This is a genomic window from Methylobacterium sp. WSM2598 (genome assembly GCF_000379105.1).
Taxonomy (GTDB): Bacteria; Pseudomonadota; Alphaproteobacteria; order Rhizobiales; family Beijerinckiaceae; genus Methylobacterium.
The window spans coordinates 2,678,384-2,703,813 of sequence record NZ_KB900609.1 but is presented as its reverse complement, the minus strand read 5'-3'; the positions used below and the strand labels follow the sequence as shown (position 1 = coordinate 2,703,813).

21 protein-coding genes are annotated in these 25,430 nt (G+C 74.6%); 15 read left to right on the top strand and 6 right to left on the bottom strand.

Annotation, left to right across the window (positions count from 1 at the left end; genetic code table 11):
• Positions 1-23 precede the first annotated feature (23 nt).
• The gene (locus tag MET2598_RS0112620) at positions 24-3,440 is read left to right on the top strand and encodes a hypothetical protein (protein WP_018261074.1); all 3,417 of its coding nucleotides are present in this window, start codon (positions 24-26) and stop codon (positions 3,438-3,440) included.
• A gap of 21 nt (positions 3,441-3,461) precedes the next feature.
• Here MET2598_RS0112620 and fliP read toward each other — a convergent pair whose 3' ends face one another.
• On the bottom strand, positions 3,462-4,313 hold the full coding sequence (gene fliP / locus MET2598_RS0112615; protein ID WP_012334868.1) for a flagellar type III secretion system pore protein FliP: 852 nt from the start codon (positions 4,311-4,313) through the stop codon (positions 3,462-3,464).
• A gap of 110 nt (positions 4,314-4,423) precedes the next feature.
• A complete protein-coding gene (locus tag MET2598_RS0112610; protein ID WP_198293013.1) occupies positions 4,424-5,755 on the bottom strand; it encodes a hypothetical protein in 1,332 nt (443 codons plus the stop codon).
• A gap of 257 nt (positions 5,756-6,012) precedes the next feature.
• Between MET2598_RS0112610 and flgB the strand changes: the two genes are divergently transcribed.
• The 7 genes from flgB to cckA all read left to right on the top strand — a co-directional run bounded on the left by flgB (position 6,013) and on the right by cckA (position 12,439).
• Positions 6,013-6,414: a flagellar basal body rod protein FlgB gene (gene flgB, locus MET2598_RS0112605; protein ID WP_026190689.1), complete on the top strand. Its 402-nt coding sequence runs from the start codon at positions 6,013-6,015 to the stop codon at positions 6,412-6,414.
• A 39-nt stretch (positions 6,415-6,453) separates the two neighbouring features.
• Positions 6,454-6,864, top strand: coding sequence for a flagellar basal body rod protein FlgC (flgC, locus tag MET2598_RS0112600; RefSeq protein ID WP_018261070.1), 411 nt, complete (start codon positions 6,454-6,456; stop codon positions 6,862-6,864).
• Positions 6,865-6,868: 4 nt separating this feature from the next.
• A complete protein-coding gene (locus MET2598_RS0112595; protein WP_018261069.1) occupies positions 6,869-7,174 on the top strand; it encodes a flagellar hook-basal body complex protein FliE in 306 nt (101 codons plus the stop codon).
• Between the two features lie 317 nt (positions 7,175-7,491).
• Positions 7,492-7,758 (top strand): flagellar biosynthesis protein FliQ, encoded by a 267-nt coding sequence (gene fliQ / locus MET2598_RS0112590; RefSeq protein ID WP_012334863.1) that lies wholly within the window; start codon positions 7,492-7,494, stop codon positions 7,756-7,758.
• Between the two features lie 18 nt (positions 7,759-7,776).
• Positions 7,777-8,535 (top strand): flagellar biosynthetic protein FliR, encoded by a 759-nt coding sequence (fliR, locus tag MET2598_RS0112585; RefSeq protein ID WP_012334862.1) that lies wholly within the window; start codon positions 7,777-7,779, stop codon positions 8,533-8,535.
• Positions 8,536-9,597 carry an EscU/YscU/HrcU family type III secretion system export apparatus switch protein gene (locus MET2598_RS0112580; RefSeq protein ID WP_018261068.1) on the top strand — a complete coding sequence of 354 codons (1,062 nt, stop codon included), beginning with the start codon at positions 8,536-8,538 and terminating at the stop codon, positions 9,595-9,597.
• A gap of 232 nt (positions 9,598-9,829) precedes the next feature.
• On the top strand, positions 9,830-12,439 hold the full coding sequence (cckA, locus tag MET2598_RS0112575) for a cell cycle histidine kinase CckA (RefSeq protein WP_026190688.1): 2,610 nt from the start codon (positions 9,830-9,832) through the stop codon (positions 12,437-12,439).
• Positions 12,440-12,526: 87 nt separating this feature from the next.
• On the opposite strand, the gene MET2598_RS0112570 is transcribed toward cckA, so the two are convergent.
• Entirely contained in the window at positions 12,527-12,790 is a 264-nt protein-coding gene (locus MET2598_RS0112570) for a hypothetical protein (RefSeq protein WP_018261066.1), read from the bottom strand.
• 142 nt (positions 12,791-12,932) lie between these two features.
• On the opposite strand from MET2598_RS0112570, the gene MET2598_RS0112565 reads away from it, so the two are divergent.
• On the top strand, positions 12,933-13,415 hold the full coding sequence (locus tag MET2598_RS0112565; RefSeq protein WP_012334859.1) for a MarR family winged helix-turn-helix transcriptional regulator: 483 nt from the start codon (positions 12,933-12,935) through the stop codon (positions 13,413-13,415).
• A gap of 5 nt (positions 13,416-13,420) precedes the next feature.
• Positions 13,421-14,260 (top strand): patatin-like phospholipase family protein, encoded by an 840-nt coding sequence (locus tag MET2598_RS0112560; protein WP_018261065.1) that lies wholly within the window; start codon positions 13,421-13,423, stop codon positions 14,258-14,260.
• 163 nt (positions 14,261-14,423) lie between these two features.
• Here MET2598_RS0112560 and MET2598_RS0112555 read toward each other — a convergent pair whose 3' ends face one another.
• Together MET2598_RS0112555 and MET2598_RS0112550 are read right to left on the bottom strand one after the other, a co-directional pair.
• On the bottom strand, positions 14,424-14,651 hold the full coding sequence (locus MET2598_RS0112555; RefSeq protein WP_018261064.1) for a hypothetical protein: 228 nt from the start codon (positions 14,649-14,651) through the stop codon (positions 14,424-14,426).
• Positions 14,648-14,830, bottom strand: a complete 183-nt coding sequence (locus tag MET2598_RS0112550) for a hypothetical protein (protein ID WP_012334856.1) — start codon at positions 14,828-14,830, stop codon at positions 14,648-14,650. Before MET2598_RS0112550 ends, MET2598_RS0112555 begins: the two co-directional genes overlap by 4 nt.
• A 367-nt stretch (positions 14,831-15,197) precedes the next feature.
• Here MET2598_RS0112550 and MET2598_RS0112545 point away from each other — a divergent pair, with 367 nt between their 5' ends.
• From MET2598_RS0112545 to MET2598_RS36395, 4 genes are all read left to right on the top strand, one after another.
• Positions 15,198-17,831, top strand: coding sequence for a putative bifunctional diguanylate cyclase/phosphodiesterase (locus MET2598_RS0112545; RefSeq protein ID WP_236728713.1), 2,634 nt, complete (start codon positions 15,198-15,200; stop codon positions 17,829-17,831).
• A gap of 102 nt (positions 17,832-17,933) precedes the next feature.
• Positions 17,934-19,529 carry an ABC transporter substrate-binding protein gene (locus tag MET2598_RS0112540; protein WP_018261063.1) on the top strand — a complete coding sequence of 532 codons (1,596 nt, stop codon included), beginning with the start codon at positions 17,934-17,936 and terminating at the stop codon, positions 19,527-19,529.
• Complete coding sequence (locus tag MET2598_RS0112535; protein ID WP_018261062.1) at positions 19,529-20,476, top strand: ABC transporter permease; 948 nt, start codon at positions 19,529-19,531, stop codon at positions 20,474-20,476. The genes MET2598_RS0112540 and MET2598_RS0112535 overlap by 1 nt, the downstream gene beginning before the upstream one ends.
• On the top strand, positions 20,473-23,040 hold the full coding sequence (locus MET2598_RS36395) for an ABC transporter ATP-binding protein/permease (RefSeq protein ID WP_018261061.1): 2,568 nt from the start codon (positions 20,473-20,475) through the stop codon (positions 23,038-23,040). The genes MET2598_RS0112535 and MET2598_RS36395 overlap by 4 nt, the downstream gene beginning before the upstream one ends.
• Here MET2598_RS36395 and MET2598_RS0112525 read toward each other — a convergent pair.
• Positions 23,001-23,420 carry a flagellar biosynthesis repressor FlbT gene (locus MET2598_RS0112525; protein WP_012334850.1) on the bottom strand — a complete coding sequence of 140 codons (420 nt, stop codon included), beginning with the start codon at positions 23,418-23,420 and terminating at the stop codon, positions 23,001-23,003. The two genes, MET2598_RS36395 and MET2598_RS0112525, sit on opposite strands and share 40 nt — an antisense overlap.
• Positions 23,421-23,793: 373 nt before the next feature.
• Here MET2598_RS0112525 and MET2598_RS0112520 point away from each other — a divergent pair, with 373 nt between their 5' ends.
• Positions 23,794-25,179: a flagellin N-terminal helical domain-containing protein gene (locus tag MET2598_RS0112520; protein WP_018261060.1), complete on the top strand. Its 1,386-nt coding sequence runs from the start codon at positions 23,794-23,796 to the stop codon at positions 25,177-25,179.
• Positions 25,180-25,430: the final 251 nt, after the last annotated feature.

The following is a 25,430-nucleotide window of genomic DNA, read 5'->3' as shown; positions in this document are numbered from 1 at the left end:
GCCGGTGCGGGGCGCGGCTCCTCATGGCGCTCGCGACGCTGCTCCTCGGCACGGCCGGAGCGGCGGCGGCGAAGCTCGTCGCCGTGGCGGGGAGCGAGCAGCGCAATTTCGGCCGCATCGCCCTCACCTTCGACCAGACCGTCAAGGTCACCGCCAAGGTCTCGGGCAGCATCCTGGTCATCCGCTTCCGCGAGCCGGCGGGCGGCGGGCTGCGCGACCGCCTGGCCGCCGAGTTGCCCGGCTACGTCGGCCAGATGCGCCGCGACCCGGACGGCAGCGGCCTGCGCATCGCCCTGCAGCGCCCCTTCGGCGTCAACGTGCTGGAGGCGGCCGAGAAGGTCTTCGTCGACCTCCTGCCCGAGACCTGGACCGGCCTGCCGCCGGGTCTGCCCCCCGAGGTGGTGGCCGACCTCGCCAAGCGCGCGGAGGAGGCGGAGGCGCGCCTGCGCCGGGAGGCGCTCGCGGCCCGGCCGCCGCAGCCGCTGCGCCTGGAGACCGCCGAACTCCCGACCCTGCACCGGCTGACCGTGCGGCTCCCGCGAGGGGCGCCGGCGGAGCTGGAGCAGCGCGGCCGCATCCTGGAGCTCGCCCTCCCGGGCGCCTACACGGTCGCGCCGAGCGACGCGCGCATCCGCCTGAGGCCAGCCGCCGAGGGCCTGACCGCCGAGGCCGGCCCCGACCGGGCCCGCCTCGCCCTGACCCTCGCCCCGGGCTACGAGGGCGAGGGCTACCGGGACGAGGACGGCTACACGATCGACCTGCGCAAGGCCGCGGATCCGGAGGCGCCCGAGCCGGCCGCCGCCCGCGCGGAGGCGCCCGGCCCCGCCCGGCCCGCCGCCCGGACCGAGACGCCGCCAGGCGAGCTGGTGCGGGACAATCCGGGCCGGATCGACCTGACGCGCGAGGCCCCGGCGCGCGAGAATCCCGTGCGCGAGAATCCCGTGCGGGAGGACCCGGCGCGCGAGGCACCCGCCGCGGCCGAGGCCGCCCCCGTCCCGGACCCGCGTCCCGCGGGGCCCGTCGAGGGACGCGTCGCCCGCAGCGGCGAGACGGCCCGGATCGCCTTCCCGTTCGCGGCGCGCCCGCCCGCGTCCCTGTTCGAGCGGGGCGGCATCGCCACCCTGGTCTTCGAGACGCCCGGCCCGGTGCGCCTCGACCCGGCGGCGCTGCCGCCCGGTTTCCCGGCCCGGCTCGCCGAGGCGCCGCGGCAGGACGGCGCCTACGCGGTGCTGCGCCTCGCCCTCGAACCCGGCATCATCGCCCAGCTCGCCGCCGAAGGGACCGGCTGGACGCTCGTCCTCGGCGACGGCAGCCTGCCGCCCGGCGACCTGCTCGGGCCCCAGCGCGGCGCGGACGGGGCCGGGAGGCCGGCCGTGACCGTGCCGCTCGCCCAGGCCGGCTCGGTGTTCTGGCTCACGCGCAACGGCGAGCGCGTGGCCGTCGTCACGGCGCGGGGGCCGCTCCTCGCCGGGGTGCCCAAGCGGGCCCGCTTCGTCGATTTCGAGCTGCTGCCGAGCCGCCAGGGCGTCGCCGTGCTGGCGCTCGCCGACGACCTCGTGGTCCGCCCCGGCCTCGCCGAGGTGGTGATCTCCCGGGCAGGCGGGCTCGCGGTCAGCCCGATCGCCCCCGACCCGGCCGAGGCCGGCCCGCCGCTCTCCCCGGACGGCCTCGCCGTGCAGGCCGACCGCTGGCGCATCGACCGCTCCGGCGACGTGCTCGCCCGCATCCGGGCGGCGCAGCAGGCCGCGGCGGCGGCGGACCGACCCCGCCGCTCGCCCGCGCGGCTCGACCTCGCCCGGGTGCTCCTGGCGAACGGCCTCGACGCGGAGGCCGGCGCGGTGCTCGCCTTCGCGGGCCGCGAGGACGCGGTGGTGGCCCTCGACCGCGGCGCCCGGATCCTCTCCGCCATCGCGGCCTTCCGGCTGGGGCGGGACGCGCGGGCGGCCGAGATCCTGGGCGATGCCAAGCTGGTGCGCGATCCGGAGATCCGCCTGTGGCGGGCCATGCTCGACGCGCGCGGCGGCCGCGTCGCCGGTCCGGCGGTGCTCGCCGCCCTGAAATCCACGATGCCGGTGGCGGAGGCCTACCCGGACGAGCTGCGGCTGCCGGTCCTGCTCGCCGCCGCCTCCCTCGCCCTCGATGCCCGCGACCTCACCTACGCCCAGCGCATGATCGCGGCCGCCGCGTCCCTCGGCGACGCGCCCCTGGCCCGGGATCAGGTCGCGCTGCTGCGCGCCCGGCTCACCGAGCAGATCGGGCAGGAGGCGATGGCGCGCGGCGAGTACCAGCGCCTGATCGACGGCGGCGCGCCGCCGGTGGCCGCCGAGGCGGCTTTGCGCTTCATCGACCTCGCCCAGGCGGGCGGGGCGGTGCCCCGGGAGGAGATCCTCGCCCGCCTGGAACGGCTGGCCCTGCTCTGGCACGGGGACCGGATCGAGGCCGAGACCCTGGCCCGGCTCAGCCGCGCCTACGCGGAGGCCGGGCGCTGGCGCGACGCCTTCGCCACCGCCCGCAAGGCCACCCGCCTGTTCCCCGAGCACCCGGCGACCCGGAGCCTGCACCAGGACACGGTCGGGCTGTTCGCCGACCTGTTCCTGACCGACAAGGGCGCCAAGCTCGGGCGGGTCGAGGCCCTCGCCCTCTACTACGACTTCAAGGAATTCACCCCGCTCGGGCGCCAGGGCGACGAGATCGTGCGCGGGCTCGCCGACCGGCTGGTCGCCCTCGACCTCCTCGACGCGGCCGCCGACCTCCTCCAGTACCAAGTCGACAAGCGCCTCACCGGCGCCGCGCGGGCGACCGTCGCCGCCCGCCTCGCCAGCATCCGCCTTATGGACGAGAAGCCGCTCCTCGCCCTGCAGGTGCTCCAGGCCACCCGCCTGCCGGAACTGCCCGCGCGGCTGCGCGAGGCCCGCATCCTGCTCGAGGCCCGCGCCCTCTCGGACCTGTCGCGCACCGACCTCGCCCTCGAACTCGTCGAGGGCCTGGAGGGCGGGGAGGTCGCGCAGCTGCGCGCCGACATCCTGTGGGGGGCGCGGCGCTGGCGCGAGGCCGGCGAGGCGCACGAGGCCCTGGCCGGCACCCGCTGGCGCGAGGCCGGGCCGCTCGGCGAGGCCGAGCGAACCAACGTCATGCGGGCCGCCATCGCCTACGCCCTCGCCGAGGAGGGGCTGAGCCTCGACCGCCTGCGGGCGAAGTTCATGCCCAAGATGGCCGAGAGCCCCGATGCCCGCACCTTCGCGCTGGTCTCGGCCCCGAACGCGATCCGCGGCGCCGCCTTCCGGGAGGCGGCCGGCCGCGTGATCAGCGCCGAGACCCTGACCTCGTTCCTGCGCGCCTACCGGGCGCGCTACCCCGAGAGCGCCGTGCCCGAGCGCGGGCGGCCGGCGGCCGAGCCCGGGCCGGAGGCGCGCCGGGCCGGCGGGGCGCCGCCCGGCTGAGCCGCACCCGCCCGGTCGGCCTCAGCCGCCGTAGCTCTGCACCAGCGAGCCCGCGACCAGGGTCCAGCCGTCGACCAGCACGAAGAAGATCAGCTTGAAGGGCAGGGCCACGGTGGCGGGCGGCAGCATCATCATGCCCACCGACATCAGCACCGAGGCGACCACGAGGTCGATGATCAGGAACGGGATGAAGAGCAGGAAGCCGATCTCGAAGGCGCGCCGGAGCTCCGAGATCATGAAGGCCGGGGTGAGGATCTCCAGCCCCACCGCCTCCGGCGTGGCGGGCCGCGGCGCGTTCGACAGGTCGAGGAACAGCCGCAGGTCCTTCTCCCGCACCGAGCGCAGCATGAAGGCCTTGAAGGGCTGGGAGGCCCGCTCGAAGGCCTGGCTCTGGCTGATCTGCCCGGCGACCAGCGGCTCGATCCCGGTCCGGTAGGCCTCCCGGGCGGTCGGCGCCATCACGAAGGCGGTGAGGAACAGGGCGAGGCTGACGATGACCGCGTTGGGCGGCGCCGTCTGCGTGCCGAGCGCCGAGCGCAGGATCGACAGCACCACGACGATGCGGGTGAAGGCGGTCGCCATCACCAGCACCGAGGGCGCGAGGGCCAGGACCGTGATGAGGGCGACGAGCTGGAGCGCCCGCTCGGTCACGCCGCCGCTTGGGCCGAGATCGACGGTCACGCTCTGGGCGAGCCCCGCCGTCGCGGAGCCGAGCAGGCCGAGCCCGGCGAGCAGGGCCGCCCGCCGGCCCCGCACGGCCCATCTCGCGGCGGCCCAGCTCGCCGCGCGCCGGTCCGTGATTCGTCGCGCGATCACGCGCCGCAGCGGGATCCGGTTCGGCGGCGAGCGCTCTGGCGCAGTCGGAAGGCCCATGCCCGCACCCTGGCGCGCGGCGCGCGCCGCGCGCAAGGCCGCGCCGCTCCCGCGGCCGCGCTTCTCGGCCGGCGCGGCGGGAGGGCCACAGCGCCGGACGCCCCGCGGGGTCAGCGCCGATCGAGCGGGCGACCGAGCAGCCGGGCGAACTCGGCCTCGATCTCCTCCACGGAGAACGGGTTCGGGGCCGCCTTCTTGGGCTCGGGTTCGGGCTCCGGGGCCGGAGGCGGGGGAGGCGGCGGCTCGGGCTCGGGTTCCGGCTCCGGCGGTGGCGGGACCGGTTCGGGCGCGGGGGGCGCGGGCTCATGCGCCGGCGCGTGCCCCGCCGCGGGCTCGGGCCCGTGCTCGGCCAGCGGAGCCGGGGGCACGGGCTCGGGCATGGGCTCGGGCATGGGCTCGGGCACGGGCTCGGGCTCCGGCGCGGGCTCCGGAATCGGCTCGTGCACGGGCTCCGGCGGTGGGGGCTCCGGCTCCGGATGATGCGGTGGCGGTGCGGCGGCCTCCGGGACCGGCTCCGGGACGGGGGGTGGGGGCGGGGGCGCCGGCTCGGGCGGCGGCGGCGGCGCCGGGATCACGGGCGCGACGGGCTCGGGCTCGGTCGGGCGGCTCATCACGGGGGCGGCCGGCCGGGACGGGGCGACGGCCGAGGAGGGCCGGCGGAGCGCCTCCTCAAGCTGGCGGGCCATGTCGTTCAGGATGGCCGCGTCGACGACCCGCGGCTCGGCCCCGCGCGTGCCCGCCGGGGCCGGAGCGGCCTGCGCCGGAGCGGCCTGTGCCGGGACGGCCGGCGGTTCGACGATGCGGGGCGGCATGTCGAGGGGCGGCGGCGTCTGCCGGCCGGCGCGCAGACTCGGCGGCTCGACGCGCCGGCTCGCATTCAGCCGCGGCCCCGGCCCCGGCCGCGGCGGCACGGCCGGGCGCGGCGCGGCCTCGGGCTGCAGCGCGGGCGGCGGCTCGGTGGGCGGTTCGGGTGCCCGGGGCGGGAACGGCGGGAAGGCGAAGGCCGGCTCCGGCTGGGTCGCGACCGGGGCGGGCGGCGGCACCGGGAAGGGGGCTTCCGGGAAGGGCGGCAGCGGCGGGGGCAGCGTGGCAGGTTCCGCCTCGGCGGGAAGGGCGAGGGGCGGCTCGGGGGCGGGCTCGGCCCGCTCGGCGAGGTCGGCCGGCAGCCGCGCGCCCGCCACCCGCACGATGTTGCGTTCCACCACCACGTCGTTGGGGCCGCCGACCAGAAGCAGGTGCTCGGTGTTGTCGCGGCGCAACAGGATCAGCTGCCGCTGGCGGTCGAGTTCGTAGATGTCGACGATGCCGAGCCGCGGCTGGCGGCCGCGCTGCGCCCCTCCGTTGCTCAGGTTCAGGCGCCCGCGGGCGAAGCGCTTCGCGCCGAACGCGAAGGCGCTGAGAAGCACCACCATGACCAGGAACACGATCAGGTAGGAGATCAAGGGCGAACTGTCCGGCCCGAGGAGCGAGGAGAGCAATGCACGGTCTCTCACAGGTGAGGTGCCGGGGCACCGACGCGATACGAAGGGGTTCTACCACGCGGGCGTTCCCGCCGCGCAGGCCACGTTAAGACCTCTTAACAACTTCATGAAGGGTTTGGCGACCCGACGGCAGGCGGAGCCGCCGCGGCCGCGCGCATGCTTAACCGCCTCTTAACCATGTGCCCGGCAGATTTTGCCGACCGAAGCTGGGGCCGCCCGTGCCAGTCGCCGATCTCCCCCTCGTCAGCATGCTGCGCAACCGCATGCAATGGCACCAGACGCGCCAGAAGGTCCTGGCGGAGAACGTCGCGAATGCCAACACGCCGGGCTTCAAGGCGCGCGACCTGCGCGCGCCGGTCTTCCAGCCGGACGGCAGCGTCGCGGCCTCCGGCCTGCCCGGCATCGGGGTGGAGCGCACGAGCCCGCTGCACATGGCGGGGACGGGCTTCACCCCGTCGGAGGACCGTACCCGCACCCGCTTCGACGTCGTGCCGAGCGGCAATGCCGTCAGCCTCGAGGACGAGATGCTCAAGGCCGCGGACAACCAGGCGGATTATCAACTCGCGGCCTCGCTCTACCAGAAGAGCCTGCAGCTCCTCCGCAATGCGGTCGGCAAGTAGCGCGGGCCCGGGCGCGGGCGAGTCGGGCGGAGGCGCAGCATGGACTTCATGAAAGCGATCGGCATCGCGGCATCGGGGCTTCGGGCGCAGTCCGGGCGGATGCGGGTGATCTCCGAGAACATCGCCAACGCGGATTCCGAGCCGACCCGCGCCGGCGCCGAACCCTACCGCCGCAAGGTCCCGACCTTCGCCGACCGCCTCGACCGGGAGCTCGACGCGCGCGTGGTCGATCTCGGCCGGGTCCGCCGCGACCAAGCCCCGTTCCGCACCAAGCACGATCCCGGCAACCCGGTGGCGGATGCCAAGGGGGACGTGCAGCTGCCCAACGTCAACCTGCTCGTCGAGACCGTGGACATGCGCGAGGCCCAGCGCAGCTACGAGGCGAACCTGAACGTGGTCACGGCGGCCCGCCGCATGATCTCCCGCACCATCGACATCCTGAAGGTCTGATCCCATGCCCACCAACGCCTTCGCGGCCGGTGCCTACGCGGCGATCCAGAACCTCGGCCGGGCGAATCCCGCCGCGAAGCCCGCGGCGCCGGAGGCCGGCTTCGGCCAGCTCGTCGCCTCGGCGATCGACGGGGTCGAGGCGGCGGGCAAGCGCGGCGAGCAGCAGATGATGGCGGTCGGTGCCGGCAAGGCCGACGTCGTCGACGTGGTGACGGCGGTGGCCGAGAGCGAGACCGCGCTCCAGACCCTCGTCGCGGTGCGCGACCGGGTGATCTCCGCCTACGAGGACATCATGCGGATGCAGATCTGATCCCAACGGCTCAGGATGCCGACGCATCGAGCCGTTGGTCCGTCTCGAATTTTCTATTCGAAGCCGAAGGCTTGGCGAAAATTCGAGAGCACCGCCGGTCATGAGAGATGACCGGTGTCATGAGTTGCGCACCGGCTTCGCCGTCCCTCACGGATGAAACCTGAGCGTGCATGCGATCAGAGTTTTGCACGCTGGCATAGCAAGTTTCTATTTTGGGCGGCGCGAGCGAAAGGCGCGCGGGAGAACCGCTCTCCCCTCCGGCCCCGCCGCCCTCGCGTCCCTCCCGGCTCCCGAACCTCCCGGCTCCCGAACCTCCCATGACCGGCCTCGCCATCCTCGACATCGCCCGCGACGGGATCGTCACCTTCCTGAAGGTGGCCGGTCCCCTGATGATGATCGCCCTCGTGGTCGGGCTCGCCGTGTCGCTGCTCCAGGCGCTCACGCAGATCCAGGAGCAGACCCTGATCTACGTGCCCAAGATCGTCGCGGTCTTCGCCGCCATGCTGCTGATGCTCCCCTTCATGGGCGACGCCCTGGCGGGCTACATGGGCCGGATCGCCGCCCGCATCGCCGCGGGCGGGTGAGCCCCGGGGCGCCCCCGCGTGAACCTGCTGCTGCCCGGCCTCGCCGCCGCCTATCTCCTGACCTTCGCCCGGGTCGGCACCCTCGTGATGCTGATGCCGGGGATCGGCGAGACCGTGGTGGCGCCGCGCCTGCGGCTCGCCTTCGCGCTCCTCGTCGCCCTGGTCCTGTTCCCCTTCGTGCGCCCGCTCCTGCCGCAGCAGGCGGGGACGGGGCCCGCGCTCATCGGCGTGCTGATCGGCGAGATCGCGGTCGGGCTCGTCCTCGGCCTCAGCGTGCGGGCGGTGCTCGCCGCCCTGCAGACCACCGGCACGATCGTCGCCCAGCAGCTCGGCCTCGCCTACGCGATGACCGTCGACCCGACCACCTCGGGCCAGCAGGCGACGCTCGGCAGCTTCCTGACGATGCTCGGCATCACGCTCGTCCTCGCGGCCGATCTCCACCACCTCGCCATCGCGGGCATCCGCGACAGCTACGCGCTGATGCCCCCCATCGGCGTACCGGCCACCGGCGACGCGGCGGCCTTCGCCATCCGGGCCGTCGCCCGCGGCTTCGCCCTCGCGGTCCAGATCGCCGCGCCCTTCATCGCCTTCGGCATCCTGTTCAACCTCGGCCTGGGCGTGCTGTCGCGGCTGATGCCGCAGATGCAGGTCTTCTTCGTCGCCACCCCGGCCTCGATCCTGATCGGCATGGCGGTGCTGCTCGCCAGCCTCGGCGTGGTCATGGGCGTGTTCGTGGAGGATCTCGGGCGCTGGCTCGGCGAGATCGGGAGGCCCTGAGTGGCGGGCGAGGGCGAGCAGGAGGACCGCACCGAGGAGCCGACCCAGAAGCGGCTCGACGACGCCATCAAGCGCGGCGACGTCGCCACCAGCACCGAGATCAACACGCTCCTCCTCCTCGGCGGCTTCACCCTCGTGCTCCTGGTCGGCGCCGGGAGCATCGCCCGCGGCCTCGCGGTCGAGCTGCGCGACCTCCTCGCCGGCCTGCACCAGGTGCCGGGCGACGCGGCCGGCTACGCGGCCCTGGCCCGCCGGGCGCTCGCCGCCCTCGCCCTCGCGCTGGCGGCTCCGGTGGGCGCGGCCGTCGCGGCGGCGCTGGCCGGCGGGCTCCTGCAGCATCCCCTCGTCTGGACCACCGAGACCCTCGGGGCCAAGTGGGAGCGCGTCTCCCCGGCCGCGGGCCTCAAGCGCCTGTTCGGCCCGGAAGCGTGGTTCCAGTTCGGCAAGGGCATCCTCAAGGTCGCCCTCGTCGGCACGGTGGCGGCGCTGGTGCTCTGGGGCGACCGCGACCGGCTCGACGCGCTCGCGCGGCTCGAACCCTCCGCCCTGCTGCCCGCGACCCTCGCCCTGGTGCTGCGGCTGATGGCCGGCATCCTGGCGGCCTACCTGGTGATCGCGCTCGGCGACGCGGCCTATCAGCGCCTGCGCTGGCGCGCCCGCCTGCGCATGACCAAGGCCGAGATCAAGGAGGAGATGAAGGAGAGCGAGGGCAGCCCCGAGGTGAAGGCGCGGCTGCGCCGCATCCGCGCCACCCGCGCCAAGAAGCGCATGATGGCGGCGGTGCCGGGCGCCACCGTGGTGGTCGCCAACCCGACCCACTTCGCCGTCGCCCTCCTGTACGAGACCGGCATGGCCGCCCCGGTCTGCGTCGCCAAGGGCGTCGACGTGCTGGCGCTTCGCATCCGCGCGCTCGCCGCCGAGAACGGCGTCCCGGTGGTCGAGAACCCGCCGCTCGCCCGCGCCCTCCACGCCACCGTCGAGATCGACCAGGCGATCCCGACCGAGCACTACAAGGCGGTCGCCGAGGTGATCGGCTTCGTGCTGCGCCAGCAGCGCCGATGACGTCGCGGCCGCATCGGGATTGGCCTCGTCCTGACTTGCTTTCCCGGGACTTGCCTTGCCGGGACTTGGCTTCTCGGGACTTGCCGGCCCGGGTGGCTCGGGCATAACCGGCCCGTGGCGGCGCGACCCGCCGCCGGCGGCGAAACCCATCCCCGCGCAAGCTTGGTCCACCAGGATGCGGCCGCGCGGGCGGGGGCCATCGACCGGCATGTTCAGGATGGATCACGGCGTCATGCCCGAGTTGAGTCCCCAAGCCCCGCCCGAGGCCACCGCCCTCGACCGCTCGGAGCGCCCCGGCCGGGTGAGCCTGCTCCTGCTCCTCGCCGGCCTGCTCGTCGGGGCGGCGGTGGGCCTGAGCTTCGTCGCCAACGAGCAGGCCCAGCCGCTGATCCTCGGGCTCCTGGCGGTGCTCGCCATGGCGGGCGTGTTCTCGCTCTTCGCCCTCGCCATCGGCGCCCTGCAGCTCACCGGGCAGGGAGGGCGCAACGACGTCACCAAGGCGGTGGTCGACGCCGCCCCCGAGGGCATGATCGCCGTCGAGGACGGCGCGCGGCCGATCTACGCCAACGCCGCCTACCTCGCGCTGGCGGGGAGCGACAGCTTCTCGAACCTGCGCCTCGTCGAGCGGATCTTCGTCGGCAGCCCGGACGTCTCGGAGGCGGTCTACCGCCTCGCCCAGGCCGCCCGCGAGGGGCGCAGCCTCTCGGAGGAGATCCGCATGGCACCCCCGCCCGGCGGGGGCGAGCGGGATTTCGCGTGGTACCGGATCGCGGTGCGGCCGCTGCCGCTGCCGCGCCGCCCGGTCGCGCTCTGGGCCGTCAGCGACATCACCCACGAGCGCGAGCGCCAGGAGAACGTCTTCCAGGTCCTCCAGCACACGATCGACTTCCTCGACCACGCCCCCGCGGGCTTCCTGTCGGTCGATCCGCGCGGCGGCGTCGTCTACATGAACGCCACCCTGGCCGCGTGGCTCGGCTACGACCTCGCGCAGGTCGGCTCGGGGGGCCTGCGCCTCGCCGAGATCCTGCCGGCGGCGGTGGGCGAGGTGCTGGTGGCGGGCAACGCGCAGCCCGGCGAGGTGCGCACCGACGTCTTCGACCTCGACCTGCGCCGCCGCAATGGCCACCCGCTCCCCGCCCGCATCTACCACCGCGTCGCCTACGGCCAGGACGGGCGCCCGGGCGATTCGCGCACCCTGGTGCTCAACCGCTCGGCCGGGGAGGAGACCGACGAGCCGCAGCGCGCCGCCGAGGTGCGCTTCGCGCGCTTCTTCAACACCAGCCCGATCGCCGTGGCGACGCTCGACGCGGCGGGGCGCCTCGTGCGGGCGAACGCCTCCTTCGCGCGGCTCTTCGGCACGCTGCCGCGCACCGGCGAGGGCCGCGAACTCGGCCCCTCGGCCCACGACTGCATCGCCGAGCGCGACCGCCAGACCTTCGACGGCGCCTTCCGGCTCGCCGCCGAGGGGCGGGGCGACGTCGCCCCCGTGGAGGTCGGCGTCGCCGCCCCGGGCAACCGCTCGGCCCGGATCTGGCTCAGCCCCGAGGTGCGCGCCGCGGGCGGGCCCGAGCCCGACGGCGGCCAGGAGACGGTGATCCTCTACGCCCTCGACACCACCGCCCAGCTCCAGCTGCAGCAGCAGATCAACCAAGCCCAGAAGATGGAGATGGTGGGCCAGCTCGCCGGCGGCATCGCGCACGACTTCAACAACGTCCTGCAGGCGATCATCGGCTACTCGGACCTGCTGCTGGCCAGCCACCGCCCGGTGGACCCGGCCTTCCAGGACATCATGCAGATCAAGCAGAACGCGAACCGGGCCGCGAGCCTGGTGCGCCAGCTGCTCGCCTTCTCGCGCCGGCAGACCCTGCGCCCGGAGGTGATCCATCTCGGCGACGCGCTCTCGGACCTGACGCTGCTGCTCAAGCGCCTCCTCGGCGAGCGGGTCGAGCTCGATCTCAAGCACGGGCGCGACCTCTGGCCGGTCAAGGCCGACGTGAACCAGTTCGAGCAGGTGATCGTGAACCTCGCGGTGAATGCCCGCGACGCGATGCCGAATGGCGGGCGCCTCGCGATCCGCACCGCCAACGTCGCCGCCGAGGCGGCGGGCGCCCTCCAGCTCACCGGCCTGCCGGCGGCCGATTACGTGCTGGTCGAGGTGGCCGATACCGGCACCGGCATGACGCCGGAGATCATGGAGAAGATCTTCGAGCCGTTCTTCACCACCAAGGAGGTGAACAAGGGCACCGGGCTCGGCCTCTCGACGGTGTTCGGCATCGTCAAGCAGTCGGGCGCCTACATCGACGTGAAGTCGACGGTCGGCGAGGGCACGGTGTTCGGCATCTACCTGCCGCGCTACGTCCCGATCCCCGAGGAGGTGCCCGCCCCGGAGGCGGCCCCCGCCGCGGCGCCGGCCGCCGCCGCCCCGGCGGAGGGCGCCGCCCCCGAGCGCAAGGCGCCGGCCGCCGACCTCACCGGCCGCGGCACCATCCTGCTCGTCGAGGACGAGGATCCGGTGCGGGCGGTGAACGCGAGGGCGCTCGCGGCGCGCGGCTACACGGTGCTCGAGGCCGCCTCGGGGCTGGAGGCGCTCGCCATCATCGGCGAGCGCGACACGCCGGTCGACCTCGTCGTGTCGGACGTGGTGATGCCCGAGATGGACGGCCCGACGCTGCTGCGCGAGCTGCGCAAGCGGCACCCCACCCTCAAGGTGATCTTCGTCTCCGGCTACGCCGAGGACGCCTTCCAGAAGAACCTGCCGGAGGGCGAGGAATTCAACTTCCTGCCCAAGCCCTTCAGCCTCAAGCAGCTGGTCGAGACGGTGAAGACCACCATGGCGGTGTAGCGGGGAGGCCAGCTCCCCGCGCGCCCTGCCCGGCCTTGAGGCAGCGCTCGACGCCGGTGCCGAGACCGCTCGACCGGCCGGCGAGGCTCACCGAAACCTCCCGCACCGCCTGGGCGAGCCGCCGGTCTCCCGCGCCGCCTGCGGCACGGCGACGACGGGGCTCGCGACCTCCCGGGTCGAGGCCGTCCGCTCCTCGACCGCGCTCGCCATCGCGAGGGTCATGCGGGCTCCGGTTGATCGCAGCGGATCCCGGATCAGCCGCGAGAGTTCGGTGACCGCCCCGTTGATCGCCGCCATGGCCTCGGCGCCCCCCCCGATCGCCGCCTGGAGGTCGCCGACGCGCTTGGTCATCGCATCGCGCGTGATCCGCCGCCCGGCGGGCCCCCGGGCGGGCCCCGGGCGAGGCCGGGGCGAGCGGCGGGACCCGCCTCCGGCGGCGGGGGATCGGTTCCGCCCCGCTGGCGCCGAGATGGTTCTGATATAAACTATCTCGATGACCCCCACCTCGCCGCGCTCCGCCTCCCTCGCCGCCATTCCCCCGGACCCGATGCGGATCTGGTTCCGCTTCGTCCGGCTCAACCGGCGCGTCGCCGCGGCGGTCGCGGCCGAGTTGCGGGCGCTCGGCCTGTCGATCCCGCAATTCGACGTGCTCTCCACGCTCTCCGAGCAGGAGGGGCTCACCCAGCAGGACCTCGCCGAGCGGCTCTACGTCACGAAGGGCAACGTCTCGGGGCTGGTCGACCGGCTGGTCGAGGCGGGGCTGGTGGAGCGGCGCCCGATCCCGGGCGACCGGCGCTCGCACGCCCTCCACCTCACGCAGGTCGGGCGCGACCTCGCGCGGAGCGGCATGGCGGCCCAGACCGCCTACGTGGTCCGCACCCTCGGCACGCTCCCGGCCGACGACCTCGCCTCCCTCGAGCGGGTGGTGCTCGCGTGGCGCGGCGTGGCGCGGGCGGACGAGGAGGCGCGGCGCTGACGGCGATGTTCGACGCGGTCGCCTTCGCGGGCGGGGGAAATCGCTGCTATTGGCAGGGCGGCTTCTGGGCGGCGGCGGCCGAGCGCCTGCGCCTCTCCCCCTCCCTGGTGGTCGGCGTCTCGGGAGGCGCCTTCGCGGCCTGCTACAGCCTGCTCGGGCAGGGGCGGGCGGTGATGGAGCGGGTCGCCGAGGGCTGCGCCGCCGGGACGCCGAACCTCGATTGGCGCGCGGCCTGCCGGGGCGGGCGGGCCTTTCCGGTCTCCGCCCTCTACCGCGACCTCATCGACGCGGTGCTCGGGCCGGCGGCCTTCGCGGCGCTGCGCGCCGGGCCGGCCGAGGTCAGGATCGCCCTGGCGCGGCCGCCGCGCCGCCTGCCGCTCGCCGCCGCGATCCCGCTCGGCATCCTCACCTACCAGGTCGAGAAGACCTGGCGGGCCCCCGTGCACCCGCGCGGCGGGAGAGCCCTCGGCTTCCGGGAGGAGTTCGTGTCGGTGCGCGACCTCGGGGGCGCGGAGGAGCTCGCCGCGGCCCTGATGGCGAGCGCGAGCGTGCCGCCCTTCATGCCGGTGGGCCGCGTCGGGGACGGGCCCGCCCTCGACGGAGGCCTCGTGGACAACGTCCCGGTCGCGCCGCTCGCCGGCATCGAGGCGGCGGGCGGGCGCAGCCTCGTGCTGCTGACCCGGCGCTACCGGTCCCTGCCGCAGCATCCGGGCCGGACCTACCTGCAGCCCTCCGCCCCCGTCGCCATCGGCCAGTTCGACATCACCGATCCGGACGGGATCCGGCGGGCCTTCGCGCAGGGCCTCGCGGACGGGGCGGCCTTCGCGGCCGCGCAGGGCCGCTGACCTCAGCCCTGCGCGGCGGGCGCAGAGCCGCCGAGGGGACCCCTGAGCGGCGGGGAAGCCCTGGAGCATTGTCCGACGAAGGGGATGCCGATTCATCGAAGACAATGCGGCACAACCAACGACCGAGAGCTTGCGCCCGATGGCACCGTGATCGGGCGCGGCGCTAGTGCGAGCGCTCGGTCCGGTCCGGGGCCTGCCCGGTCTTGCTGTGGCGGTGATGCGCGTCGCGCTCGCCGCCTCCGCCCGAGACGTGCGACGTGGCGCCGTTCGTCGGGCTGCCCGGCTGGGGGTCGTGCCGCTCGGGCCGCTGGGGCTCCGTCGCGTCCTGGTGGCTGCTGCCGGGCCCGCCGTGGTGGCGGTCGGTCTGGGGGGCCTTGCGCGAGGTGCTCATCGGTCCTGCTGGTATCCCTGGTTGGTGGTGTTCACCTTGGAATTGCCGGCCTGGCCGATCTTGTCCGGATCCTTGGTCTGGCTGCCGGCCTTGCCGAGCTCCGTGGGCGCCCCCTGGGCGCTGCCGGGCCCCTTGTGGGACTGGTTGGCGGGCGGAACGGGAGGAGGCTTGGCGGTCATCGGTCGTCCTCTTCTGGTTCTGGTGCCGGCCAACGTGCCCGGCGCGAGGCCTGTTCCACCCAAGCGGCCGCGGGCGGCCCGCCCCCGGCGCGCCGCACGGACCCCGTGACCGGCCTCCCGGTGCGCAGGATCTCGGCGGAGAAGGTCCCGAGCAGACCCGTCGACGCGGCCGCTCGCGCAATCCCGCGCCTGTCGATCCCGCCGCCCTCGCCGCGCGAGATCGCCGTCATTCAGATCGATCCGATGAGTACCTTGGCAATCCTCCTGGGAGCTACTTTGCGGGCGGGGACGAGGGCGCGGAATTTTAGGTTGGTCTCAACACTTCGCCGGTAGCTCAAGGAGAGACGTGATCGATCGGACGAGGCGCGTGCCCGAAACGGCGGATATCAGCGGCACGAGTCCCCCGGATCGGCCCCGGCCGGCCGGCCGGGGGCGGACGCCCGCCCCCCTGCGCCGCCTCGCGGTCGCGGCGCGCCGGGTCTGGCGGCGGCGGCCCGGATCGCAGATCGGCCGCTACCTCGCCATCACCGTCCTCGTCACCGGGGCCCTGACCTTCGCCGTCACCGGCCTGCTCGCCCTGCAGCGCCTGAACCAGGACGCGGCCGAGCGGGCGCGGACGGTGGCGCTCCTCTCCCGCGAGCAGGTGGCGCGCAAGCTCGACGGCGAGGCCGGCCTCGCCGGCGCCCGCCTCGACGGCCTGTTCCAGGAGGCCGCCCGGCAGACGCGCTTCCTCGCCCAGCGGCTCGACATCGTGAAGGCGGTGGGCAGCGCCAACCCGGTCGCCCTGCGCGAACTCCTCGCCCCCGCCGCCGTGACCGGGGATCTCGACGCGCTGATCGTCACCGACCCGAAGGGGATCGTGACCGGGACGAGCGCGGGCGACGACCTCCTCGACTTGGCGGAGGCGCTCGGCCGGGCCGAGCTCGAGTCGCCGATCCGGGAGGTGCTGGCGGAGAACAGCCGCGCGCGGCGCCGGGCGATCGGCCGGATGATCGCGCTGCCGGAAGAGATCGGGGCGCTCCTCGGGCTGCCGGCCGAGCGCCGGATCGGCGGCATCCAGATCGAGCCGGTCTTCGACGATTTCGGGGACGTGGCCGGCGCCCTGGTCGGCCTGCGCCTGCTCGCGCCGCGCGAGCCGACCTTCCTGAACTTCTCGGCCCTCACCAAGGTCGGGGTCGTCGTGCTCGCCGGGGAGCGCCCGATCTCGGCGGCCGGCGCCCCGGCCTCCGGCCTCGTGCCCCGCGAGGATCTCGGCGAGGACGACCTGCTCGTCTCGCAGGACGGCGCGCGGGTGGCGCGCTGCATGCCCCACCGCCTCACCCTCGCGGTCTGCGCCCATTCCAGCGTGGCCGAGGTCGGCGCCGCCACCCAGGAGATCCTGCGGCTCGGCGTGATGCAGACCCGCTCGCTCTTCGCGTGGTTCCTGCTGCTCGCCGCCGTCTCCCTCGGCGCCCTCGTCGTGATGGTGCTCGCCGCCGTGCGCCGGGTCACCAGCGGCCTGCCGGAACTCGCGACGGCGGCGAGCGCCGTGGCGCGCGGGGACCTCGACGTGCCCTTCCGGGCGCGCGGCCTCGGGGAGGTGCGCAGCCTCGGCCAAGCCTTCGAGACGATGCTGGCGAACCTGCGCGAGAGCCTCGGGCGCGTGCGCCAGCTCGCCTTCTTCGATCCGGTCACCGGGCTCGCCAACCGCGAGAAGATGCGGCTCGACGGCACCGCGATCCTCGGCCAGGGCCGCGGCCGCACGGCCTTCCTGTTCCTCGACCTCGACCGCTTCAAGTCGGTCAACGACACGTTCGGCCACCGGGCCGGGGACGCGCTCCTCTCCCAGCTCGCGCGCCGGCTCGTCGCCTTCCTGGAGGAGCGCCGCCGGGCGGGCGCCTGGGAGAGCGTGCTGCTCGGGCGCATCGGCGGCGACGAGTTCCTGATCGTCGTGAGCGGCGCCCTCACCCGCGACGGGTTGCGCGCGTGCGGCGAGGCCCTGGTGGCCGTGGTGAGCGAGAGCTACGAGGTCGGCAGCGCCCACATGGTGGTCGGGGCCAGCATCGGCATCGCGCTGGCGGAGGGCGAGGCCGGCTACGACGAGCTCCTGGTGCGGGCGGACATCGCCATGTACGAGGCCAAGCGGCAGGGGCGGGGCACCTGCACCTTCTTCACCGCGGAGGCGGCCCAGCGGGTGCAGGAGCGCCTCGGCATCGAGAGCGAGCTGCGCCGCGCCCTCAAGACCCGCGAGTTCAGCGTGCATTACCAGCCCAAAGTGTCCCTGGCGGACGGGCGGGTCGTCGGCGCCGAGGCGCTGATGCGCTGGCACCATCCCGAGCGCGGCGCGATCCCGCCGGGCAAGTTCATCCCGATCGCCGAGGAGGCGGGGCTGATCCCGGATCTCGGCGTCTTCGTGCTCGAGCGCGCCCTCGCGGAGATCGGGGAATTGCTGGCGCGCGGCCACGACGTCACGGTGGCGGTCAACGTCTCGGTGCTGCAGCTGGAGGACCCGACCTTCGCCCAGACGGTCGAGGACCGGCTGGCGCGGGCCGGCCTGCCGCCCTCCTGCCTCGAACTGGAGATCACCGAGACGGTGGCGATGCGCGATTCCGACACCATCCAGGGCCACGTGACGCGGCTGCGCGGGCTCGGGGTGCGGGTCTCGATCGACGATTTCGGCACCGGCTACTCGAACCTCGCCACGCTCGCGCGCGCGCCCATCGACGCGCTCAAGCTCGACCGCTCCCTGGTCGACGGCGTGGCGGGCAATCCCGAGCAGCAGACGATCGTGCGCACCATCCTGTCGCTCGCCGGCTCGCTCGGATTCGAGACCGTGGTGGAGGGCGTCGAGACCGACGCGGACCTGCGCTTCCTGGTCGAGGGCGGGGCGACGACGGCCCAGGGCTACCTGTTCAGCCCCCCGGTGCCGATCGAGACCTTCCGGGCCCTGCTCGAACCGGGCCGCCTGCAGGAGATCTGGGCGCGGTCGAACGAGCCGGCTCGGCGCCTGCGGAGCGGGTGAGGCGCGAGCCCGGCCCTGCCGCTGAGGCAACCAATCCCGCTCCCCCGCGTTGGCCCGACCGCGGCGTCGCCGCGCCCGTCCTGCCCGCGCGAGACCAAGGCCGTGAGCCCAGCCCGCCCCGCCCTCGTCGGCCTTGTCCTCGCCGCCCTCGCGGCCGCGGCGGGCGTTGCCGGGCGGGCGCGGGCCGCGGAGGTGCCCGACGACGTGCTGGTGGTCGGGCAGTCGGCCGAGCCCGCCTCCCTCGATCCCGGCGTCACCACCGCGACGAACGATGCGCGCATCCTCGTCAACCTCTACGACGGGCTGGTGCGCACCAAGCCCGGCAGCCTGGAGATCGAGCCCGCGCTCGCCGAGAGCTGGAGCCTCTCGGAGGATGGCCGCCGCTACACGTTCCGGCTGCGCGCGGGCGTGCGCTTCCACGACGGCAGCCCGCTCGACGCGCGGGCCGTGACCTTCACCTTCGGGCGGCTCCTCGACCCCGCCCACCCGGCGGCGGCGACCGGCCCCTTCCCGCTCGCCTTCCTGTTCCGCGCGGTGGAGCGGGTCGAGGCCCTCGATCCCCGGACGGTGCGCTTCACCCTGCGCCAGCCCTTCGCGCCCTTCCTGGCCAACCTCGCGACGCCGACCGGGCTCATCGTCCCGCCCGGGGCCGTGATGGCGCGGGGGAAGGATTTCGGGCGCAACCCGGTCGGGACCGGGCCGTTCCGCTTCGAGGCGTGGCAGAGCAGCCGCAAGGTGACGCTCGCCCGCAACCCGGATTACTGGGGCGGGCCGGCCGCCTCGCGGCTCGTGATCTTCCGCCCGCTCGCCGACCCGAACACCCGCGCGACCGAGATGCTGGCGGGCGACGTCGACGTCGCGGCGGAGATGCCGCCCGACGCCCTCGCGCTGTTCCGGCACCGGGCCGGGTTCTCGGTCGCGGAGGCGGTCGGCCCCCACCTCTGGTACCTGATCCTGAATATGCGGGCCGGGCCGCTGCGGGACCGCCGGGTGCGCGAGGCGGTGAACTGGGCCATCGACCGGCGGGCGCTGGCCGAGCACGTGCTGCAGGGCACGGCCGTGCCGGCGCGCGGGATCATCGCCCCGGCCTTCGCGGGCACCTACGATCCCGACCTCGCGGGCTACGGCCACGATCCCGCCCGCGCCCGCGCCCTGCTGCGCGAGGCCGGGGCGGAGGGGGCGCGGCTCACGCTCCTCGTCGCCGAGGGCGGGTCGGGGATGCTCGACCCGGTGGCGATGGGCACGGCGATCCAGGCCGACCTCGCCCGCGTGGGCCTCGACGTCCGGCTCGTCACCTACGAGTGGAACGCCTACCTGGCCCGGGTCAATCGCGGCCTCGGCGAGGACGCCGACATGGCCGACATGGCCGAGATGGCCTGGATGACCAACGATCCCGACCAATTGCCCTCGCTCGCCCTCGCGAGCGACGCGCTGCCGGGGAAGGGCGGCTTCAACGCGGGCGGCTACGCCAACCCGGATCTCGACCGGCTCCTCGACGAGGCCCGCCGCAGCACCGACCCGGCGCGCCGCCGGGATCTCGACCGGGCCGCGGAGCGCCTCGTCGTGGCGGACGCGCCCTTCGCGGTCGTGGTCCACGGCAAGCAGGCGGCGGTGGTGCGGGAGGCCGTGCGCGGCTTCGCCCTCGACCCGACCTTCACGGCCCGCCTCGCCGGCGTGCGCAAGCGCGATGGGCCGTGATGGGCCGCTACCTCCTCGGCCGGCTCGCCGCCCTGGTCCCGGTCCTGCTGGGCCTCAGCGTGATCGTCTTCCTGATCATGGCGCTGATCCCGGGCGACCCGGCACTGGCCCTGCTCGGCCCCTACGCGACGCCCGAGGCGGTCGCCCGCGTCAACCGCGACCTCGGCCTCGACCGCTCCCTGCCGGTCCAGTACCTGACGTGGCTCTCGCACGTGCTCACCGGCGATCTCGGCCGCTCGCACAGCCTCAACCGCCCCGTCCTCGACGAGGTGGCGGAGCGCTTCGCCGCGACGCTGATCCTGGCGGGGGCGGCGCTCGCCCTCGCCGCGCTCCTCGGCCTCGCCCTCGGGGTCGCGGCGGCCCTGCGGCAATCGGGCTGGGTCGACCGGCTCGCCACGCTCGGCGTGCTGGTCGGCCTCTCGGTGCCGTCCTTCTGGCTCGGGCTCCTGCTGATCCTGCTGGTCTCGGTGCGCTGGCGCCTGCTGCCGGTGAGCGGCATGCACGCGATCTACGGCGAGGAGACCCTGGCCGATCTCCTGCGCCACCTCGCCCTGCCGGCCGCGACCCTGGCGGTGGTGGCGGCCGGGGTGATCGCCCGGCTCACCCGCGCCGCCATGCTGGAGGTGCTGCGCCAGGACTTCGTCCGCACCGCCCGCGCCAAGGGCCTCGGCGAGGGGCGGATCGTGCTCCTCCACGCCGCCCGCGCCGCCCTGGTGACGGTGATCCCGGTCATCGGCACCCAGGCGGGCTTCGTGCTCGGCGGGGCGGTCTACGTCGAGACCGTGTTCCAGTGGCCGGGCATCGGCCGCATGCTGGTCGGCGCCATCGCCACCCGGGACGTGCTCCTGGTCCAGGGCGGGGTGCTCGTCGTGGCGACGACCTACGTGCTGGTGAACCTCGCGGCCGACCTGCTGCAGCGGCTCGCCGATCCGAGGATCGGCGGGTGAGCGGCCTCCTCGCCCGGCTGATGCGCAACCGCCCGGCGGCGGCGGGGCTCGTCGCGCTCGTCCTCGTCGGCGCGGTCTCGCTGGCCGCGCCGCTCCTGCCCCTCGCCGATCCCGACGCCACCGCGCCCGCCGCGCGGCTGCTGGCGCCCCTCACGCCGGGCGCGTGGCTCGGCACCGACGCGCTCGGCCGCGACCTCCTGGCCCGGCTCGTCCACGGCACCCGGGTGAGCCTCGCGGTCGGCCTCGCGGCGGCGTCGCTCGCGGCCGGGATCGGCTCGGGCCTCGGCCTCGTCGCGGGCTTCGCCGGCGGCCGGACCGAGGCGCTGCTGATGCGCCTCGTCGACGTGCTGATGGCCTTCCCCTACCTGCTGCTCGCCCTCGCCGTGGTGGCGGCGCTCGGGCCGGGCCTCCTCAACGCCCTGGCGGCGGTGGTGGTCGCCAACATCCCGTTCTTCGCCCGCACCGTGCGGGGCGTGGCCGCGACCCTGCGGGTGCAGGATTTCGTCGCCGCGGCGCGGCTCTCCGGCATGGGGCCGGCCCGCATCCTCCTCGTCGAGATCCTGCCGAACGTCCTGCCGGTGATCGCCGTCACCGCCTCGACCACGGTCGGCTGGATGATCCTGGAGACGGCCGGCCTGTCCTTCCTGGGCCTCGGGGCGCAGCCGCCGCAGGCCGATCTCGGGGCGATGCTGGGGGAGGGGCGCCGCGTCCTGATCGGCGCGCCCGCCGTGGCGGCGGTGCCGGGCTTCGCGGTCCTCCTGATCGTGCTCGCCCTGAACCTCGTCGGCGACGGGCTGCGCGACGCCCTCGACCCGCGCCTCGCCGGCGGCCCGGCGGCGCGGCCGGGCGCCGCGACCCGGGTCGCGCGCCCTCCGCTCCCCGCCGCCCCGCCCGCGGCCGGGCCCCCGCCCGCCGACGGGCTCCGGCCCGCCGACGGGCTCGCGGTCGCGGGCCTGCGCGTCGCCTTCGAGACGCCGGCGGGCCGCGCCGAGGCGGTGCGGGGCGTCGACCTCGCGGTCGCCCCGGGGGAGTGCCTCGGCCTCGTCGGGGCCTCGGGCTCGGGCAAGTCGGTGACGGCCCACGCGATCCTGCGCCTCGTCCCCTCGCCGCCGGGCCTCGTCACCGGGGGGGCGATCCGCTTTCGCGGCGAGGACCTCCTCGCCCTGCCGCCCGCCGCCCTGCGCCGCCTGCGCGGGGACCGGATCGCCTACGTGTTCCAGGACCCGCTCACCACGCTCCACCCGCTGATCCGGGTCGGGGACCAGGTCGCGGAGGCGATCCGGGCGCATCGCCGGGTCGGGGCCGGGGAGGCGGCGAGCCGCGCCGAGGGGCTGCTCGCCGCGGTCGCCCTGCCGGATCCCGGCCGCATCGCCCGCGCCTACCCGCACGAGCTCTCCGGCGGGCAGCGCCAGCGGGTCGGCATCGCCATGGCGCTCGCCAACGATCCCGATCTGATCGTCGCGGACGAGCCGACCACCGCCCTCGACGCCACCGTGCAGGCGGGGATCCTCGACCTGCTCGACCGGCTGCGCCGGGAGCGGGGCCTCGCGATCCTGTTCATCAGCCACGATGTCGGGGTGGTGCGGCGGCTCTGCGACCGGGTCGCGGTGATGCAGGGCGGGCGGATCGTCGAGGCCGGGGAGGCGGCGCGGGTGCTCTCGCGCCCGCAGCACCCCACCACCCGCGGCCTGATCGCCGCGGTGCCGGTGCTCGGGCGCGCCCGGGCGCTGCTGGAGGCGGACGAGGCCGGCGGCCGATCCGTGGCCGGAGGAACGCGCGTGAGCCCGGCCGTGGAGGTGCGCGGCCTCGCCAAGACCTACCCGGCGCGGGGCGGCCTCTTCGCCCGCGGCCGGCCGGCCGTGACGGCGCTCGGGGGCGTGTCGTTCCGGGTCGCGCCGGGAGAGACGCTCGGCATCGTGGGCGAATCCGGCTGCGGCAAGTCCACCCTCGCGCGCTGCCTCGTCGGGCTGGTGCGGCCGAGCGCCGGGTCGATCGTCATCGAGGGAAGGCCGCTGCCCGACCTCGTCCGGGCGGGGCCGCGGGTGCTGGGCCGCACGATCCAGTACGTGTTCCAGGACCCCGTCTCGGCGCTCAACCCGCGCCGGACGATCCGCCAAGCCCTGGCCGCGCCCCTGCGCTTCCTCGCCGGGCTCGACGCGGCCGAGCGCCCGCCGCGCCTCGCCGCCCTGATGGACTCCGTCGGCCTGGAGCCGGCCCATCTCGACCGCTACCCGCACGAGCTCTCGGGCGGGCAGGCGCAGCGCGTCGCGATCGCGCGGGCGCTGGCGGCGGGGGCGCGGATCGTCGTCCTGGACGAGCCGGTCGCGGCCCTCGACCTCGCGGTGCAGGCGAAGGTGCTGCGCCTGCTCGCGGATCTGAGGGCCCGGCACGGGCTCACCGCCGTGCTCATCAGCCACGACCTCGCGGTGGTGGAGGCCCTGGCCGACCGGGTGCTGGTGATGGAGGGCGGCGCCGTCGTCGAGGAGGGGACGCCCGAGGCGGTGTTCGGGGCGCCCCGCCACCCCTACACGCGCCGGCTCGTCGCCTCGGTGGCGGCCCTCTGAGCCTCCTCGCCCCGCATGGTCTTGCGCAGCAGCGCCATCGCGCTCTGGTACTTCTCGCGCTCGACGAGGCGCAGGATCGGCCGCAGCGTCTCGTGCTCGGGCAGGCCGACGCCGGCCACCAGGAGGGCGCGGTAGGCCTCCTGCCACTCGGCCATGCGGCCGGGCTCGATCAGCATCTGCTGGACGAGGTAGTAGAGCCGCTGCAGGGGGGTGCGCACCTCGTCGGCCTCGATCAGGTGGCTCGGCATCAGCAGCACGTCGACCGCGTGGATGTCGAGCGTGACGCTGTCGCTCGCCCGCATCAGGGCGCCGTTGAGGAAGAAGCGCGCGCCCTTCTTGATGAAGGCCCGCGTCGGATTCGTCAGTCCCGGCCGTGCCATGCGTCCCGCTCTCTCCCACACCCCGACGACATAGGTTGGTAACCTTGCCCGAAACTGCCCTGTGGACGGGCCGGGTGTCCACCGCCTTCGCCGGACCGGCTTAAGTCACCAGTAAGGCCGCCCATACGACCATTATAGCGTCGATGAAGGCAGCTGAAATTCGCTACCACCAAGTCATCGACCAATGTTCGATGGGCAGGTCCTATAATGTCCTGCAGACATGACGTCGCGCCATCGATCCGGTGAGAATCCGGCTTGTAATGCGTAGCGGGTTAGATCCAGGTCTTGGATCTATGGCATGAGGCCATTTGCTACTCCGGTGTGAGCCCGGATCCGATGTTGCCTATCTGCCTCACAACCCGGATCAGCTCAGATGACCAGCCTGCTCACCAACAGCGCCGCGATGACGGCCCTGACCACCCTCAAGAGCATCAACACCCAGCTCGACACGACCAGCAACCGCGTCTCCACCGGCCAGCGCGTCTCCAACGCTGCCGACAACGCCGCCTATTGGTCGATCGCCACCACGATCCGCACGGACAACAGCTCGCTCGGCGCGGTGAAGGACTCGCTCGGGCTCGGCGCCTCGACCGTCGACACGGCCTATAACGGCCTCAACAGCATCCTCACCGACCTGCAGAACATCCGCTCCAAGCTCCAGACCGCCACCCAGGCGGGCGTCGACCGCGCCAAGGTCCAGACCGAGATCGCGGCGCTCCAGAGCAAGATGAAGGCGACCGCCAACTCGTCGGTGTCGAGCGGCCAGAACTGGATCTCGGTGGACTCGTCGGCGAGCGACTACCAGGCCATCCGCAAGATCGTGGCCGGCTTCTCCCGCGGCTCGAACGGCGCGATCAACTTCTCGTACGTGAACGTCGATGTCGGCAGCATCAAGCTGCTCGACGCCAATGCCGGCTCGAGCGTGACCGTGGCGGCGACCCAGGCGCAGGCCTCCGGCACCACCTCGCTGACCGGCACGACGGCGTTCACCGGCGGCACGGCCGACTTCTCGGCCGCCCAGACGGTCGAGCTGACGATCACCACCGAGACCGGCAACGCGACCATCAAGCTCGACAAGGCCGCGCTGACCACCGCCGCCAAGGACCTCACCAAGGTCACCACCAACGAGTTCCTCTCGGCGCTCAACAACGCGATCAGCGCCAGCACGCTGACCACCGCGGGCGTGCCGAGCGTCACCGCCGGCCTGGACACCGCGGGCCGCCTGACCTTCACCCGGACCGCGACGGGTGCGACCAATACCGTCAAGGTCGACACGACGGCCAACAACACCGTCGACATCGGCTTCGGCGCCGCCAGCGTCACCGGCTCCGTGGCGAAGGGGACCAACGCGACCACCACGACCGGCAAGGGCCTGCTCGACACCTCGAACGGCACCTACACGGCCGGCGGCGGCATGTCGGGCTCCTACAGCGTCGTGAACTTCGACATCTCCAAGCTCGTCGGCACCAACGGCGACACCGACGTGGCCAACATCATCACCATGGTCGATCAGGTGATCGGCAAGGTGACGGACGCGGGCACCAAGCTGGGCGCGGCCAAGACGCAGGTCGACGGCCAGAAGACCTTCGTGGACACCCTGATGAAGGCCAACAGCGCGACGATCGGCACGCTGGTGGATTCGGACATCGAGGAGGAATCGACGAAGCTGAAGGCGCTGCAGACGCAGCAGCAGCTGGCGGTGCAGTCGCTGAGCATCGCCAACTCGTCGAGCCAGAACCTGCTCTCGCTGTTCCGCTGAGCCGGGATCCTCCGACCAAGCCCCGGCCCCGGCACCGCCGGGGCCGCCACGCAGCGCGCCCCGTCTCCGCGAGGAGGCGGGGTTTTTCGCGTGACGCGCCCGGAACGGGCGCTTTCCCGAGGGGGCGGGTTCCTGCGCGGGTCGGTCGCGGCGGGCGGAGCGCGGCCGCGGCCCGACGGACCGGAGCCGGATGGGGCGGTGCCGACCGGGGCGCGCCGCCGTGGCGCGCCGCGCCGGACCTCGCGGGGCGC

What these genes read in the sequence shown, in the direction of transcription:
- flgC (WP_018261070.1), top strand. Translation starts at nt 6,454, where the DNA reads ATGGACTTCATGAAAGCGATCGGCATCGCGGCATCGGGGCTTCGGGCG.
- fliQ (WP_012334863.1), top strand. Translation starts at nt 7,492, where the DNA reads ATGACCGGCCTCGCCATCCTCGACATCGCCCGCGACGGGATCGTCACC.
- MET2598_RS0112595 (WP_018261069.1), top strand. Translation starts at nt 6,869, where the DNA reads ATGCCCACCAACGCCTTCGCGGCCGGTGCCTACGCGGCGATCCAGAAC.
- MET2598_RS0112560 (WP_018261065.1), top strand. Translation starts at nt 13,421, where the DNA reads ATGTTCGACGCGGTCGCCTTCGCGGGCGGGGGAAATCGCTGCTATTGG.
- MET2598_RS0112570 (WP_018261066.1), bottom strand. Translation starts at nt 12,790, where the DNA reads ATGACCAAGCGCGTCGGCGACCTCCAGGCGGCGATCGGGGGGGGCGCC.
- MET2598_RS0112535 (WP_018261062.1), top strand. Translation starts at nt 19,529, where the DNA reads ATGGGCCGCTACCTCCTCGGCCGGCTCGCCGCCCTGGTCCCGGTCCTG.
- MET2598_RS0112525 (WP_012334850.1), bottom strand. Translation starts at nt 23,420, where the DNA reads ATGGCACGGCCGGGACTGACGAATCCGACGCGGGCCTTCATCAAGAAG.
- MET2598_RS0112620 (WP_018261074.1), top strand. Translation starts at nt 24, where the DNA reads ATGGCGCTCGCGACGCTGCTCCTCGGCACGGCCGGAGCGGCGGCGGCG.
- MET2598_RS0112565 (WP_012334859.1), top strand. Translation starts at nt 12,933, where the DNA reads ATGACCCCCACCTCGCCGCGCTCCGCCTCCCTCGCCGCCATTCCCCCG.
- cckA (WP_026190688.1), top strand. Translation starts at nt 9,830, where the DNA reads ATGCCCGAGTTGAGTCCCCAAGCCCCGCCCGAGGCCACCGCCCTCGAC.
- fliP (WP_012334868.1), bottom strand. Translation starts at nt 4,313, where the DNA reads ATGGGCCTTCCGACTGCGCCAGAGCGCTCGCCGCCGAACCGGATCCCG.
- MET2598_RS0112550 (WP_012334856.1), bottom strand. Translation starts at nt 14,830, where the DNA reads ATGACCGCCAAGCCTCCTCCCGTTCCGCCCGCCAACCAGTCCCACAAG.
- MET2598_RS0112555 (WP_018261064.1), bottom strand. Translation starts at nt 14,651, where the DNA reads ATGAGCACCTCGCGCAAGGCCCCCCAGACCGACCGCCACCACGGCGGG.
- MET2598_RS0112520 (WP_018261060.1), top strand. Translation starts at nt 23,794, where the DNA reads ATGACCAGCCTGCTCACCAACAGCGCCGCGATGACGGCCCTGACCACC.